Raw genomic sequence first — 15,176 nt, 5'->3', positions numbered from 1 at the left:
TTGTGATTGTTTTTGTAACAAATAACAATAGTTTACGAGGATTATTTTTTTTTATTGTAATTTTGTTAATCAATAAAAAATAATGTCTATATTTGTTCGCGGTGAACATTAATTTAGCCCGGCAATGGATAGATATTTAATTATTAAAACAAGAGATGAGTTGTTGAGAATAAGAATTGAACAAATTCTTTATTTCGAAGCAGATCGTAATTATACCAAGTTGATTTTAAATAACGGGATTCAATTTACTTTTGCAATTAATATTGGTAAGATAGAGGAGATTCTTGAAAATCAGGTTACAGGATGTAAAATGATATTAATGAGGGTTGGCAAAAGTCATATAATCAACAAGAATCATATTTTGCAAATAAATCTGCCAAGACAAAAGCTTTTGTTGCTTACGGCAGAAGGTAAAGCCCGCGAGCTGATTATTTCGAAAGATCCGTTAAAAGTGCTGAAAGATTCTCTTGAAAATGAGATTCGTGAAGATGCAAAAATGTAAAATTAATCTTATTATTATACAATGAGATGATAATACGAATAGGAAAAGCCAGTGATAATGACTATATTGTGAATGACGACCATGTGAGCAGGCATCATGCTTACTTGCTTCGAAACGAACAAGGATGGTTTATTGAAGATATTCAATCGACCAATGGGACGTATGTGAATGGTTGTCAGGTTGTAAAGAAGAAAATTTGTTCTTCGGATTCAATTATCTTAGGTGATAAATACGTTTTAGATATAAAGAGTGCCTTAAGATCTGTAAATGACTATAGTGAAGACTTTCTCGCCCTGAAAGATGTATATGAAAAATACATCAGTGAAAAAATCAAAATCCAATCCAATAATCAGTTTAAAACCAGGTTATTTCAGTCGTTGCCCTTTGCGTTACCAGGTGTAGTGGGTATTGCTGTAGGTTTTTGGGGAAACGGAACACCACAGCTTTTCGGATTAAGTCTTTCTTTGGCCATTTGTGCCCCTACGATTGGGATTTATATGGGAGCCAAGCAGTCGGCCAAAATACCTCAGCTTCTTCAAGATATTTCCAACCAGTTTAAGATTGATTATGTTTGTCCCAAATGCGGCACCTTCCTTGGTGAAATCCCGTGGGAATCTCTACGTAACAAAAAACAATGTCCGGTTCCTTCCTGTAAGGCCAAATGGGTTAGCTTCTAATTGTTCGTATCGAAAAACATGCCTTTTGTACAAGAATGCCTGTAGTTGGATTAAGGTCCGGATAAGGCTTGATTATTACGGATTTCTTTTCGTACATTTGCGTTGTAAATAATAATTATAGATATGGAAAAAGCAGAAGAATACACATTTGTCACAATTGATAATGGTGACTTTATGGATGCCTCAGAGAGCTTTATTGTAGATGTTGAGAGTGATACTCTTTCATTTGATGCAGTCATGTTGGATGATGATATGTCCGGATCTGATTTGATTACTCTGTCGGATGACACCGTCTTCATGACTGATGCAGATGTTATTGATATGTCTTCAATTGATCTAGACGATTCAGACGCATCCTTTATGTTATGATTTCAATCAAATGTCCATATTGTAAAGTTGGGCTTAAAATAGACGAGACAAAAATCCCGTCTACGATTGATTCATTTAAATGTCCAAAATGTACAAAACCTATTGCGGTTTCATTACTTGGACAATTAAGGTCTTTGAATAAAACAGAGACACCGACTGTTGTTGTTAAACATCGAAATGCAACTTCCGGTACAATTACCGTACTACCAAACTCTGACACTCCTGCTCAAACATTTCTCCTTCACGAGGGGATATTGATTGCAGGACGTAAGTCGGAAGCCTCAAAAGCGACCATCGGTATAGTTACGATGGATAAGTGCATGAGTCGCGAGCACATTAAAATTGAAGTGAAGCATGAGGGTGGGGGAGTTTATAAACATTTTTTGTCCGACAATAACAGTAAGAATAAAACTTTGTATAATAACACATGCCTTGAGAATGGAGAAGTTGTTGTTTTGAAAGACAACGATGAAATAGTGATCGGAAAGACCATCCTCAGGTTTAATGAATAATGGAAGGATCAGGCTATGGATATAATGATGGGACAACCATTTGCTGTTTGTGAAAGAGGTGGCAGACTGAATAATGAAGATTCAGTATATCCTCAGCCGGAAGTATCGAGTCCTAAGCAGCGATTGTTTATTGTATGCGATGGCGTAGGTGGATCTGAAAAGGGCGAAATAGCAAGTGCGTTAGCTTGTGAATCGTTGCAGACATACTTCAGTTCCTTTTTGCAGGGAAATCCTACCGAAGAATTTATTAATCAGGCTGTAAAATATACTGAATCTCGTTTTGACGATTTTGTATCATCCAATCCTTCAGCTAAAGGGATGGCAACAACCATGGCCCTTCTTTATGTTGGAACCAATGGTATGACGCTTGCTCATATTGGGGATAGTAGGATTTATCAATTCAGAAAGGGGCAGATTTTACATGAAACCGTTGATCACTCTCTTGTCAATTCCCTGGTTAAACTCGGACGCATAAAACCGGAAGAGGTTAGCAGTCATCCACAAAAAAATGTGATATTAAAAGCGATAAGCGGAACAGAAAATCCGGTTCAGGCTGAAGTTACATTGATTACGAATGTAACTCCCGGTGATTATTTCTTTATGTGTTCTGATGGGGTTATGGAATGTTTTGATGACAAGGCTTTATCCGGTTTATTTGAAAAAAATGTTTCTTCAGATTTGCTTAAGACAGAAGTTCTTGAAGCGTGCAACAATATATCCAGAGATAACTTTTCATTTTTCATTATTCCAGTGAATAATGTTCAGGAAACCGTTTCTATCAAGCATTTTATACTCTCATTTTTTTATTCTTTCATATAAAATCAGTAAATTTGTCAAGATGAATCTTTACTTTAGTACTGATGGAATTACCAACTGGGCATTATCTTCAAAAAGGGAAATATCAGCTAACTGAAACCGTTGGCCGAGGAGGCTTTGGTATAACATACAAAGGTGTATGGTTTACCGAGGTTAAGGGATCGTTGGGTAAAGTCAAGACGGAAGTTCCTATTTGTATCAAAGAATATTTTTTTAAAGATTACTGTTATCGGGATGAAGAAACCTTTGCTGTAAAGGTTCATTCGGAAACAGGAAGAGCTTTATTTGAAAAATTTAAAGAGAAGTTAATTAAAGAGGCGAAAATATTGTCGGATGTACATCATCCACATATCGTTAATGTGCTTGAAGTTTTTGAAGAGAACGATACAGCTTACATCGCCATGGAATATATTCAAGGGTATTCATTGAAGTACTTACTTGAAAAGGAGGGAAGACTTTCCGAAAATACGGTTCTTTTTTATACACACCAAATTGCTCATGCCCTTCAGTTTGTTCACGAGAAAAGTATACTCCACCTGGATATCAAGCCCAGTAATATATTAATCGACAAGGACGACAATGCCCGTTTAATCGATTTCGGAGTTAGTAAACGATATGATTTGTTTCAACAGGAAACGAGCACAACGATGCTTACTCTTTCCAAAGGATTTGCTTCTGTGGAGCAATATGACGATGAAGGAACTCAGAATTTCTCTCCCTGTCCGGACATATATTCGCTGGGTGCTACTATGTATAATCTGTTGACTGGTAAAATACCTACCGAATCAATTCTACGTGCCGCTAAGCCTTTGCAAAAACCATCTGAGCTTAATTCTTCAATTTCTGAAAGAACAGAAGAGGCTATTATGAAGGCGATGGCTATAGTTCAAGCCGACCGCTTTCAATCTGTTAATGAGATGATATTGGCATTGGGACCTTCCCCTGAAAGAGAGGTTAGAGAGAAGACTAATGGGGTGAATGGTACATCCCAGGCGGATGATGCTACGGAACTTTATACGCTAACCCGAAGGGTTGATCTGGAGGAACCGACTCATGAAAATACAAAGACTATTTTACAAGGCAATGAAGAGCCTGTCTCTAATCCGGATGACGATACAATACTTGAAAGAGGAAATGTAGATGAACTGGAGGGAGGACCTGTTAAACGTAGGAATTATTTTAAACCAATTTTAATCTCGTTGATTATTTTTGTTTGCGTTGGAACAGTTCTGTATTTTATAAATTTAAAATCAAGGAACTCCGATAACATTCCAGAGCCGATAGATGACAAAAAGCCTTTGACAGTTTCGGAGGATAATCGCAAGAATACGGATACATTGGTATTGAATAATGCGGAAGAACATAAAAACAATTCTTCCCTTTTAACTGTGACTCCTCTTGATCAGACAATAAAGGATAATATTACGTCTGTTAACGAACCCGATGTGCAACCTGTACCGGCTAAAACACCGGATACTGATTATGCCAGTCTACTTGATTTAGGAAAGAAGAAATTGGCTAAAGGTGATTATCAGGGCGCGAGGAATGATTTTAATAAGGCTAAAGAACTCTCATTAACAGAAGAAATTTTGCGTTTATTAATTACCTGTGATTCAATGGAAGAACAAAGTGTGATTTCTAATAGGAGATCTTTGTACGAAGAGAAAATGCCTTTTGGAAATTACATGATAGTTAGAAACAAATCAACTGGTAAATACGGAGCTATTGATTCAAAAGGGATCGATCGCATACCATGTGTATATCTAAGTGTTGGAAAGGCTGAAAAGGGTAGAGCTTTTGAACGTGAAGATAATCTTTTTGATATATATAATTCATCATGCGAACTGGTGAGTAAAGGCGTTACATACTATTAATACTTGAAACCTATGAGTCGTTTTCTTTTATTGTTGTTTTTAATTATTGGGCCTTTAAACCTTAGTGCTCAAAGGCTGACTGAATATAATGAAAAAGGAAATGAGGCATTATCCAGAAATGATCTTGCTGATGCCAAAATGTGGTTCGAAGAAGGAGTTTCGTTTTGCGATAGTTATAGTATTGATAAGCTGACGACTATCTGGATTGAAAACGAACAGTTTCGGATTCCGATGCGTAGCTTAATGACTAAATGCCTGAATTGTCTCAATATAAAAGCGACGGAGAATGATACTGCTTCAATAGCCCGGCTCATCCTTTATTACGAACATGGTATAGGTACACCCGAGAGTCCGGAGCTGGCAAATTATTGGGAAGAACAGTTGTCAAAATTGTCAAAGCCAGAGGAACAATTGCCCGCTTTAGAGAAACGTTTACCTTCACCTAAAGAAAAACCAACACCGCTGAATCTGATCATAGGTTATAATTTTACTCCGTCTGCACCCTATGGAATAACGTTTGGCCTACTTGGTAAACGATGGGGCGGTTATTTGCGATTGAAGTCAAATATGACATTTGGTAAAACAACAGTCGACTGTAATGAATCTGGTATTTTAAACTATACGGAAGGTGCTTATTATAAATTTGACCGAGAACGTATTTCCCGTTTTGGAATTACAGGGGGATTGATTGTAAAAATCTTGCCTTGGTTGTCCGCTTCAGTTGGGGTAGGGTATGGCGAACGTGAATTACAATGGCATGCCACAGCCTATAGCTATTCAAACAATAGTTTAACAACAGAGCTTTGGTGTGAAAATGTAACCGGATCCTATAAGGGGATAGAAACAGATGCAGATGCGATTGTAAAAGTGAGTAAGAACTTTTATTTTAGTGTGGGCTGTAACTCGATTAATTTAGAATTTGCCGATTTAAATGCAGGTATTGGATTAATATTTTAAAAATATGGATACAACTTCAAAACTATATACAAGATTGTTTCTGTCATTACTGACTGGATTATTTATTTTTCAATCGTGTTTGGATGATCCATCGGTACCAGATGAAGTATTCAATGCCAGAACTCCAGAGGTGGAAACCTCTTCGGTAGAGTCTTACTCTGCTACCACTATTACAGTTTCGGGAGCTGTTCTACAGGCAAATGGCGCAGAAGTCACAGAGAAAGGAATTTGCTGGGGTACATCTTCTCCGGTATCGGCTGTTAACAAGGTGCCTGCCGGAAATGGACTAGGTTCATTCACTGCGGAAGTAAAAGGTCTTTCTGCCAATAAAACATATTATCTTAGGGCTTATGCTATTAATGCTAAAGGTACGGCATACGGAGAAGAAAAAACTGTTGTAACCACTTCTGGAATGCCTACTATTGCTCTATTGAAACTTTTACAGGTAAGAACGTATGATGTTGATCTGGAATCGGAGGTCGTTAACGAGGGGGATTCAACTGCTGTACGTGGATTTTGTTTTTCGGAATCTGCATCTGTATCAATTAAAGATGATACAGTCCATGTAGGATCCGGAAAAGGCAAATTTTCTACAACGATCAAGAATCTACAGGCAAATACAACCTATTATGCACGATCGTTTGCTGTTAACAGTTATGGCGTACAATATAGTGACTCAATCCAATTTACAACTCTGAACGCTCTACCAACAGTTAAAACTTCGATTTTTAATGATAATAAAGATGGAAAGGTTAAAGTTGGGGGGATAGTAGTAGATATGGGTTATTCTGAGATTACAGCCCGGGGAATTTGTTGGTCCTTTAGCAATGAACCTACAATACAGGATAATGTATTCAACTTTACACCAGGTACAGGTGCTTTTTCTGGTTATTTAGAAAAAATCAATGGAGGAAAAATATATCATATTAGAGCATTTGCTACAAACAGTATAGGCACTTCATATGGAGAAGAAGTCATTTTTCCTGCTCCACCAGTATTTACTGATATGGCTCCTTTCACAAGTTATCGACCTACTGGAGCAGCTGCTTTCAGTTCGTACGGCCGGGCTTATTTAGTTGGGGGGGATGTAGGTCAATCATACAGCAATGTAGTTTGGGAATTTGATCCGATATCTAATTCATGGCGAGATAGAAATATTTTTCCTCTTGGAGGAAGAAAATTTGTGACAGCGTTTTCGACAGATGCAACAGCTTATTTATTAGGCGGATTAGTTAATCCAGGTCAGCCAACTACTGAATTTTATAAATATAAGGTTTCTCTTAATGAATGGGAAATATTGCCACCTTTTCCTGGAACACCCAGATGGAGTGCTAAAGCAACCGTCCAATCAAAGGGGTCTGTAACCTATGGCTATGTTATAGGAGGACGCACAACCAATGCTATTTTAAATGAGGTTTGGAGGTATAATATCAATAGTGGTCAATGGCAACAAATAGAGAATTTCCCCACTAGTCATTATGGAGGCATTGTTCTGAGTAAAAATGATACTATCTTTGCAGGGTTGGGACAAACAGGCGAGTCGACTTCCACCAAGACCTTATGGATTTCGTCCGGTGATATGAGTACATGGAAGGAAGAAACTGAAATTCCTAATCTTGCCGGGACTATAAGCAGTGGAGTAATACTGAATGATTTACTTTATGTAATTGACTCCAACAACAGAATTTGGGAGTATAATATAAAACAAAAAGTCTGGACGAGTAAAAGTACACTTGGAGGGTATAAAGATGAAGGCCATAGTATGATGTTGCTTAATGGTTCAATATATATAGGAATGAGTGTTTTTTCGACGTCTATGAAAAAATATGATCCCATTTGGGATAATTAATTATGAACAGAAGTCAGATTTTGGAGGAAATTCAAAAAAACGTAACGAAATTATCTACCTCCAACTTGCCGGAGTATAAATATATTCCACTGCATCAAAAGCCATCGCCTTCGGTAGATGAGCTTAAAAAGATAATGCATTTATTGAAAAAGATAATTTTCCCCGGTTTCTTTGGTACTGAACAAGAGGCTAAAGAACATTCGATGGAATATTATATGGGTGTTCATTTGGAACAACTTTACGATTTATTGCAAGAGCAAATCTTTCATGGGTTATGCTTTGAAGTTGAAGGGTGTTCAGATTCAAAAGAACGTTCTTCCAATATTGCCGTAGAGTTTATTAATCATATTCCACATATTAAATATTTATTGTCGACAGATATTAAAGCGATATTAGATGGAGATCCTGCAGCAAAAAGTCTGAGCGAGATAATATTTTGCTATCCGGCCATACAGGCTATACTTCATCAACGGGTAGCCCATTGCCTTTTAAATCTTGGGGTGCCTGTAATACCTCGTATTATCACAGAAATAGCCCATTCCAATACGGGTATAGATATACATCCGGGAGCCAAAATAGGAGAGTATTTCAGTATTGATCATGGTACGGGAGTTGTTATCGGTAAAACTGCGGTTATCGGCAACCATGTCCGTTTGTATCAGGGGGTTACACTTGGGGCTAAGAATTTTATCCTTGATAACGAGGGCCTGCCTTTGGATGTGCCCAGACATCCCATTTTGGAAGACTGGGTTACAGTCTATTCAAATGCCTCCATCCTTGGCAGAATAACTATTGGAGAAGGCTCTGTTATTGGTGGTAACATCTGGTTGACACACAGTGTGCCTCCACATTCTAAAGTACTTCAAAGCGGTGCAATGGAATAAAATTGTAAGCTAAAACTTCCTTGTAACACTTGATTTAAATATTTTTAATTTCATTTTGTTTTTACCTCTGGTTTTGATGTAATCAGAGAAAATTTGTGTATATTTGTGATATGTCTGTTGTGCAAACCTTAAATTATTTTCCCTATGAAGAAAATACAGACACCTGCAGATTTACAACATTTATACGAATCTCTTCGTAAATTGATGCGTATTCGGGAAACAGATCCAAATCCCGAAGAGAATTCAGATTTTACTTCCCCGAAAGAATTTCAAAATAAAAGTATTCTTTTAGTGTGTGGAAGAGGTGGTTGCAAAGCATCTCAAAGCGACATGCTTATAGAAAAATTACAGTCGGCTATACGGAAAGAAGGTCTGGAAGAGCAGATTCAGGTAATTTTGACTGGCTGCTTCGGATTTTGCGCACAAGGGCCGATTGTTAAAGTAGTACCGGACAATACCTTTTATGTGCAGGTAAAGCCGGAAGATGCCGATGAGTTGATTCATACGCACTTCGTTAAAAAGATGTATCTTGAGAGGCTTTTATCCTTAGATGCCGATAGAAATCAGGTAATCCGTAATCCGGAGCAGATGAGTTTCTACAAACCCCAGATGCGGATTGCTTTAAGAAATTGCGGAATGATAAATCCTGAATCAATAGATGAATACATTGCCAGAAATGGATATGCAGCATTAGCCAAGGTTCTTACCCAATCTACTCCCGAGGAGGTTATTCAAGAGATTATTGAAAGCGGACTAAGGGGACGGGGAGGGGGTGGATTTCCTACCGGATTAAAATGGCAGATTACCAGAAAAGCGGTTAAATCGCCAAAATATGTGGTTTGCAATGCCGATGAAGGTGATCCCGGAGCATTTATGGACCGGTCGATTTTAGAAGGTGATCCTCATTCGGTAATTGAAGCAATGGCAATAAACGGTTATTGTACTGGTGCAGCCAAGGGGTTGGTTTACATCAGAGCCGAATATCCGATGGCGGTTGAAGGGCTCCGTATTGCCATCAGTCAGGCTACCGAATATGGGTTGCTAGGGAAGAATATAATGGGGACCGATTTTTCGTTTGATATTGACATTAAGTATGGAGCCGGAGCTTTTGTATGCGGTGAAGAAACTGCCCTGATTCACAGTATGGAAGGAAAAAGGGGGGAGGCAACTGTTAAACCTCCCTTTCCAAGTGAAGAGGGGTACCTCGGATTTCCTACCAATGTTAATAATGTAGAGACTTTTGCCAACATTCCTACCATAATTCTGAAAGGTGCGGATTGGTATAACAAAATAGGTACGGAGAAAAGTAAGGGTACCAAGGTATTTGCGCTGGCAGGTAAAATAAACAACGTGGGACTTATAGAAGTTCCTATGGGAATTACCTTGCGTGAGATTATCTATGGAATAGGGGGCGGAATTAAAAATGGGAAAAAATTTAAAGCCATTCAGACAGGCGGACCTTCCGGGGGATGCCTTACTGAAAAGCATCTTGATTTGCCCATAGAATATGATACGCTGCAGGCTGCCGGCTCGATGATGGGGTCCGGAGGGATGATCGTTATGGACGAGGATGATTGTATGGTAGCCATGGCTCAATTTTATTTGGGATTTACCGTTGAAGAGTCCTGTGGTAAATGTTCACCATGCAGAATTGGCAATAAACGTTTGTTTGAAATCCTCAATAAAATTACATCGGGCAAAGGAACTGAAGAGGATCTACGAAAATTACGGGACCTCGGACAAGTAATTAAAGATACTTCACTTTGCGGTTTGGGGCAGACTTCTCCTAATCCGGTATTATCTACTCTCGATAATTTTTACGACGAATATGTTGCGCATGTAACAGAACAGCGTTGTCCGGCTCATCAATGTCGTGATCTTACGGTGTATTACATCAATCCTAAAAAGTGTACCGGATGCACTTTATGTGCCCACGTCTGTCCTGTTCATGCCATTGCTGGCGAACGGAAGGCTACGCATATTATCGATCCGAATATATGTATCCGTTGCGGAAGTTGTCTTGAGAAATGTCGTTTTGGTGCAATATATGTTTACTAGGAGGGCTATGTATGGGAACAATTAAATTGACAATAGATAATAAAGAGGTGATTGTACCGGAAGGAACTACTATTCTTGTGGCATCTAAAAGTGTGGGTATAAAGATTCCTACGCTATGCTTTATGAAGCTGGATGAGTTGCATTACGAAAATAGTCCGGGAAGCTGCAGAATCTGTGTGGTTGAAATAGCCGGTAATAAAAAACTGATGCCTTCCTGCAAAACGCTTTGTGCCGAAGGTATGGTTGTTCGGACACATAATCCCCGTGTATTGAATGCCCGTCGTACCATTATGGAGCTAATCCTCTCTAATCACCCTTTCGAATGTCTTACTTGCCGCAAGAATGGGCAATGTGAGTTACAGAATGTAGCATCGGAGCTTGGGATCAGAGAAATCCGTTATCCGGGTGAGAAATCTACATTCTCACCGGATGTGTCTCCGGCTATTGTGCGTGATCTGGACAAATGCATCATGTGCCGCAGGTGCGAGACAATGTGTAACAGTGTACAGTCTGTTGGGGCAATTTCTGCTATAAACAGAGGCTTCAATTCAATTATTTCTACGGGTTTTGGCGAAGATATAGAGTTAGGCAACTGTACTTATTGCGGACAATGTGTGGCTATTTGTCCTGTTGGGGCGTTAGGAGGTAAAAGCAGTGTCGACCAGGTGCTTGATGTTTTGGCAGATTCTTCTAAAGTTGTTGTTGCTCAGACTGCTCCAGCAGTACGCACAGCCTTGGGGAAAGCTTTTGGCATGGAATCTGACCAGGTGGTGACCGGTAAAATGGTTTCTGCGTTGCGGGCCATTGGTTTCAATTATGTTTTTGATACCGATTTCGCGGCAGATCTTACCATTATGGAAGAAGGTACCGAGCTTTTAGGGCGTTTAACCCATCTTATTGAAGGTAAAGCAGATGCCAGAATTCCCCTGATGACCAGTTGTTGTCCGGGATGGGTTAATTTTGTTGAGCAAAACTATCCGGAACTTATAGATAACCTATCCACAGCCAAAAGTCCACAACAAATGATGGGGGCGGTGATAAAAAACTATTTTGCAAAAAAACTCAATAGACCCCGTAAAGATATTGTGGTTGTTTCTTTAATGCCATGCCTGGCCAAAAAGTACGAGTGTATGCGCGAGGATATGTCAGTCGAAGGCGATCCGGATGTAAATTACGTATTATATACGCGTGAATTGGTGCGACTTATCCGTTTTGCTAACGTTGATTTCCAATCATTACCCGAAAGCGATTTCGATTCTCCCTTAGGCGAATCTACCGGTGCGGGAACTATATTCGGTGCAACAGGAGGGGTGATGGAAGCGGTTGTACGTACGGCTTATTCCATCTATACCGGTAAGCCGGCTCCAAAAATAGATTTTCAGGAACTTCGCGGATTTGAAGGGATAAAAAAGGCTACAATAGATTTTGATGGTGTCCAGATAAAGTTGGGTATTGCTCATGGCTTAGGCAATGCGCGAAAGCTGGCAGAAAGTATCCTCAACGGAACATCCGATTTTCATGCTGTGGAAGTGATGGCTTGTCCGGGTGGGTGTATAGGCGGTGGTGGCCAGCCTTTTCACCACGGTGATATGTCTGTTATAAAGAAACGTGCAGCCGCTTTGTATGATGCCGACCGGCAGAAGAGCCTGCGTAAAAGTCACGAGAACCCTTCCGTGCAAAAGCTATATGCCGACTTTCTGGGAACTCCCTGCGGACCTGTTTCGCATAGGCTGCTACATACTCATTACACCAACCGAAGGAAAATTGTAGGTGTCTATCCGGTATATCACGAATCAACCAAAGAGAATGGAGCCATCTGTTTGTCGGCTTCCACTATCGAATCCCTGAAAACAATTTGCGGAAAGTTCGATAATGATCCCAAAGAGCTGATCAATATTTTACATGCCGTACAGGAACTTGTTGGCTATCTTCCTAAAGAGGTGCAGGAGATTGTTGCAGAACAACTCAGAATACCTCTATCCAAGGTGTACGGAGTTGTTACTTTCTATTCCTTCTTTACTATGGCTCCCAAAGGGAAATATCCCATATCAGTGTGTTTAGGAACAGCCTGCTATGTAAGAGGAGCAGAAAAGGTGTTGGATGAATTTAAAAATCTGCTTAAGATTAAGGTTGGAGAAACAACGGCAGATGGATTATTCTCGCTGGATTGCCTCAGATGCGTAGGCGCCTGCGGTTTTTCGCCGGTTGTGCTTGTGGGCAAAAAGGTTTATGTAAGGATGACTCCCGAGAAAGTAAGGGATGTCTTGAATGATTTTTATAGTCTTTGAAAGGTTGGATTTATCTATTTCTTGTATTAGTTGATTTTTAAAAGGAGGGAACAGTAATGAGTAAAAAAACAAACTGGGAATGCTTCTATGCAAAATAGAATCCATTCCCAGTTTGAACTAATAACAACCGGTCAGATTTGAAGTGACTGTAAGTATTTGATGTTGTGAGTGATGTTCATTGTAAGTCTAAACAGTCTTTATCACATCAGAGCGATTAGAAACGGCTGATAGATCCACCACCACCAGAGCTTCCTCCTCCCCAGGAACCTCCGCCTCCGCTAAATCCACCACCGATACCCCCGCCGAATCCACCGATACCTCCTCCGATAATCGGACCTTTGGAGCGGGTTAGCCGACTTAGAATCACGTCTCTTTTATCAGTGTGACTACAGTTTTTGCAGACGTAGATTTCTTCTGCAAGTCCGGATGATTGGTAAGTAGCCGCCTGTACAGTACGTGTACCCTGATAAACAAGAGTCTTCTTCCCGCATCTAGGACAGAGGCGAGGCCTTCTTTTCATAAAGTATGACATTCCTACAATCATAATCATAAAGAGAAAGATTGTGCCGATCAAAACGCCTATATCATCAGATTGACCTTCCGGTTGATAATCTGTTGATCGCTGATAGTCACCCGACAGTAAATATTCTCCCACTGCGGCAACACCTTTAGCCATACCCTGACTAAAATTTCCAGCTTTCAGATCTGGGATCATATAGTTTTGTTGTAACCGGTAGCAAATAGCGTCAGGCAAAATTCCTTCAATGCCATAGCCAGTCTCAAATACGACAGCACGTTGTGCCGGGTCTGTTACAAGCAATATAAGTAGTCCGTTGTCTTCTCCTTTTTTCCCAATACCCCAATGTTTAAATAAATCCGTTGCAAACATGCGGGCATCATTATCTCCAATCGACTCAATGGCTACCACAGCAACTTCGATGGACAGCGAATCCTCTACAAGCTGAAGCATTTGGTTGATAGTGGCAACATCCTCCGGTAATATGATACCATCCGGATTGCTAACCCTGTTGCTCCGGTCGCTTAAATGAGCATTGGGGACTGTCTCGACGGTGTATGAAGCAGCCTGTACTGACGAATAAAAGCTACTGATTGCCAAAAATAACACAAGCAGACCGGCAACCCGTCTGCTTGTGAATTTAATCTTATTTAAAAGCATAGTTTATACATTAAAATTCAACGGTTGGAGCTTTTTCTGCACCGGATTCGGCTGCGAAGTAAGCTTTAGGCTGAAATCCAAACATACCGGCCAGAATATTAGTAGGAAAACTACGGATATTGGTATTGTAATTTTGTGCAACTTCATTGAAGCGCTTACGTTCTACCGAAATTCTGTTTTCTGTACCTTCCAGCTGTGCTTGCAATTCCATAAAATTCTGGTTAGCCTTCAAATCGGGATAACGTTCAACCACAACCATTAACCGGGATAAAGCACTGCTAAGTTCGCCTTGAGCAGCCTGAAACTGTTTCATAGTTTCTTCATTAAGGTTGGTAGGGTCGATGGTTGTTTTCGTTGCATTTGCACGTGCGTTTATTACGCCCTCAAGTGTGGCCCGTTCGTGTGATGCATATCCTTTTACTGTATTTACCAGATTCGGAATCAGATCTAATCTTCGCTGATACTGATTTTCTACCTGGCTCCAGGCTGTTTTTACACTTTCATCCTGAGTGACCATTGAGTTATAGACTCCTCTCACCCAAAAGAAAAGCACTAAAACAACGGCAATAATAATCCAAAGGGTCTTGTTCTTAAACATTTTGTTCAACTTTTTATTTTACATATTATAAAATACAAAAATACACTGTTTTATCAATATATAGGCTTTTATAATGAAAGAAATGAGATAGGATTGGTTGTTTTTAAGAAAATAAAATTACATTTGCGTACAATAACAAGCTGATTTATGGCTAATCTAATGCGATTTCTTTCTTTATCAATTCTTGTCTGGTTTAGTCTGGATGGTTTACACGCACAAGAAGAGGGGCTTGCATCCTATTATCACAAACGGTTTCATGGAAAAGTTTCGTCCAGCGGACGGATTCATGATGCAGAGGAGTTAGTTGCAGCTCATCGTACCCATCCTTTCGGAACCTTTCTTCGCGTTACAAATTTAAGCAATCTCAAAAGTGTTATTGTATGTGTTACAGATCGCGGACCGCGACGAAAAAGCCGAATTATCGATGTTTCCTATAGTGCTGCCGAATTGCTGGGCTTTATAAGTAAAGGAATTGAAAGGGTTAGGGTAGAGGTTGTTCCGGGTATACCAGATTTGAGATACCTGGATTTGATATATCCTAAAATGCCTTACTTAGATGCAGCTAAGTTCAGATCGGCTATTCCTTATCGTATGGATTATTAAAAAATTGATAAA

The 15,176-nt window shown here is 39.7% G+C and carries 14 protein-coding genes and 1 pseudogene; 13 read left to right on the top strand and 2 right to left on the bottom strand.

Going from position 1 to position 15,176, the window contains the following annotated elements; translation table 11 throughout:
- Positions 1–124: 124 nt before the first annotated feature.
- From F5613_RS01475 to F5613_RS16420, 12 genes and pseudogenes are all read left to right on the top strand, one after another.
- Positions 125–502, top strand: a complete 378-nt coding sequence (locus F5613_RS01475; protein WP_079683146.1) for a LytTR family DNA-binding domain-containing protein — start codon at positions 125–127, stop codon at positions 500–502.
- 26 nt (positions 503–528) lie between these two features.
- Positions 529–1,179 (top strand): FHA domain-containing protein, encoded by a 651-nt coding sequence (locus tag F5613_RS01470; RefSeq protein WP_179398394.1) that lies wholly within the window; start codon positions 529–531, stop codon positions 1,177–1,179.
- Between the two features lie 123 nt (positions 1,180–1,302).
- Positions 1,303–1,548, top strand: coding sequence for a hypothetical protein (locus F5613_RS01465; RefSeq protein ID WP_079683144.1), 246 nt, complete (start codon positions 1,303–1,305; stop codon positions 1,546–1,548).
- Positions 1,545–2,060 (top strand): FHA domain-containing protein, encoded by a 516-nt coding sequence (locus tag F5613_RS01460; protein ID WP_079683143.1) that lies wholly within the window; start codon positions 1,545–1,547, stop codon positions 2,058–2,060. The genes F5613_RS01465 and F5613_RS01460 overlap by 4 nt, the downstream gene beginning before the upstream one ends.
- 15 nt (positions 2,061–2,075) lie before the next feature.
- Complete coding sequence (locus F5613_RS01455) at positions 2,076–2,879, top strand: PP2C family protein-serine/threonine phosphatase (RefSeq protein WP_179398393.1); 804 nt, start codon at positions 2,076–2,078, stop codon at positions 2,877–2,879.
- 41 nt (positions 2,880–2,920) lie between these two features.
- Positions 2,921–4,750: a serine/threonine protein kinase gene (locus F5613_RS01450; protein ID WP_179398392.1), complete on the top strand. Its 1,830-nt coding sequence runs from the start codon at positions 2,921–2,923 to the stop codon at positions 4,748–4,750.
- A 12-nt stretch (positions 4,751–4,762) separates the two neighbouring features.
- Positions 4,763–5,707, top strand: coding sequence for a hypothetical protein (locus F5613_RS01445; RefSeq protein WP_246303312.1), 945 nt, complete (start codon positions 4,763–4,765; stop codon positions 5,705–5,707).
- A gap of 4 nt (positions 5,708–5,711) precedes the next feature.
- Positions 5,712–7,556: a Kelch repeat-containing protein gene (locus tag F5613_RS01440; RefSeq protein WP_179398391.1), complete on the top strand. Its 1,845-nt coding sequence runs from the start codon at positions 5,712–5,714 to the stop codon at positions 7,554–7,556.
- A gap of 2 nt (positions 7,557–7,558) precedes the next feature.
- Complete coding sequence (locus F5613_RS01435) at positions 7,559–8,440, top strand: serine O-acetyltransferase (protein ID WP_179398390.1); 882 nt, start codon at positions 7,559–7,561, stop codon at positions 8,438–8,440.
- Between the two features lie 330 nt (positions 8,441–8,770).
- Positions 8,771–10,498: an NADH-ubiquinone oxidoreductase-F iron-sulfur binding region domain-containing protein gene (locus F5613_RS01430; RefSeq protein WP_246303339.1), complete on the top strand. Its 1,728-nt coding sequence runs from the start codon at positions 8,771–8,773 to the stop codon at positions 10,496–10,498.
- An 11-nt stretch (positions 10,499–10,509) separates the two neighbouring features.
- A pseudogene (locus F5613_RS01425) lies at positions 10,510–12,276 on the top strand (NADH-dependent [FeFe] hydrogenase, group A6); the annotation flags it as partial.
- Positions 12,277–12,312: 36 nt separating this feature from the next.
- Entirely contained in the window at positions 12,313–12,786 is a 474-nt protein-coding gene (locus tag F5613_RS16420; RefSeq protein WP_176134041.1) for an NADH-quinone oxidoreductase subunit NuoE family protein, read from the top strand.
- Between the two features lie 214 nt (positions 12,787–13,000).
- Here the strand turns inward: F5613_RS16420 and F5613_RS01420 are convergent, their stop codons facing one another.
- Both F5613_RS01420 and F5613_RS01415 read right to left on the bottom strand, forming a co-directional pair.
- Positions 13,001–13,963, bottom strand: a complete 963-nt coding sequence (locus tag F5613_RS01420) for a TPM domain-containing protein (RefSeq protein WP_179398387.1) — start codon at positions 13,961–13,963, stop codon at positions 13,001–13,003.
- A 10-nt stretch (positions 13,964–13,973) separates the two neighbouring features.
- Complete coding sequence (locus tag F5613_RS01415) at positions 13,974–14,561, bottom strand: LemA family protein (RefSeq protein ID WP_068186165.1); 588 nt, start codon at positions 14,559–14,561, stop codon at positions 13,974–13,976.
- Positions 14,562–14,708: 147 nt separating this feature from the next.
- Here F5613_RS01415 and F5613_RS01410 point away from each other — a divergent pair, with 147 nt between their 5' ends.
- Entirely contained in the window at positions 14,709–15,164 is a 456-nt protein-coding gene (locus F5613_RS01410) for a septal ring lytic transglycosylase RlpA family protein (protein ID WP_089418928.1), read from the top strand.
- The last annotated feature ends 12 nt before the right edge of the window (positions 15,165–15,176 follow it).

Source organism: Macellibacteroides fermentans, from assembly GCF_013409575.1.
Taxonomy (GTDB): domain Bacteria; phylum Bacteroidota; class Bacteroidia; order Bacteroidales; family Tannerellaceae; genus Macellibacteroides; species Macellibacteroides fermentans.
This window is presented reverse-complemented; position numbering and strand designations above follow the sequence as displayed.

Bases quoted from the DNA above. Each gene is read 5' to 3' on its own strand.
- F5613_RS01475 (WP_079683146.1), top strand. From the start codon at position 125: ATGGATAGATATTTAATTATTAAAACAAGAGATGAGTTGTTGAGAATA.
- F5613_RS01470 (WP_179398394.1), top strand. From the start codon at position 529: ATGATAATACGAATAGGAAAAGCCAGTGATAATGACTATATTGTGAAT.
- F5613_RS01465 (WP_079683144.1), top strand. From the start codon at position 1,303: ATGGAAAAAGCAGAAGAATACACATTTGTCACAATTGATAATGGTGAC.
- F5613_RS01460 (WP_079683143.1), top strand. From the start codon at position 1,545: ATGATTTCAATCAAATGTCCATATTGTAAAGTTGGGCTTAAAATAGAC.
- F5613_RS01455 (WP_179398393.1), top strand. From the start codon at position 2,076: ATGGATATAATGATGGGACAACCATTTGCTGTTTGTGAAAGAGGTGGC.
- F5613_RS01450 (WP_179398392.1), top strand. From the start codon at position 2,921: ATGGAATTACCAACTGGGCATTATCTTCAAAAAGGGAAATATCAGCTA.
- F5613_RS01445 (WP_246303312.1), top strand. From the start codon at position 4,763: ATGAGTCGTTTTCTTTTATTGTTGTTTTTAATTATTGGGCCTTTAAAC.
- F5613_RS01440 (WP_179398391.1), top strand. From the start codon at position 5,712: ATGGATACAACTTCAAAACTATATACAAGATTGTTTCTGTCATTACTG.
- F5613_RS01435 (WP_179398390.1), top strand. From the start codon at position 7,559: ATGAACAGAAGTCAGATTTTGGAGGAAATTCAAAAAAACGTAACGAAA.
- F5613_RS01430 (WP_246303339.1), top strand. From the start codon at position 8,771: ATGCTTATAGAAAAATTACAGTCGGCTATACGGAAAGAAGGTCTGGAA.
- F5613_RS01420 (WP_179398387.1), bottom strand. From the start codon at position 13,963: ATGCTTTTAAATAAGATTAAATTCACAAGCAGACGGGTTGCCGGTCTG.
- F5613_RS01415 (WP_068186165.1), bottom strand. From the start codon at position 14,561: ATGTTTAAGAACAAGACCCTTTGGATTATTATTGCCGTTGTTTTAGTG.
- F5613_RS01410 (WP_089418928.1), top strand. From the start codon at position 14,709: ATGGCTAATCTAATGCGATTTCTTTCTTTATCAATTCTTGTCTGGTTT.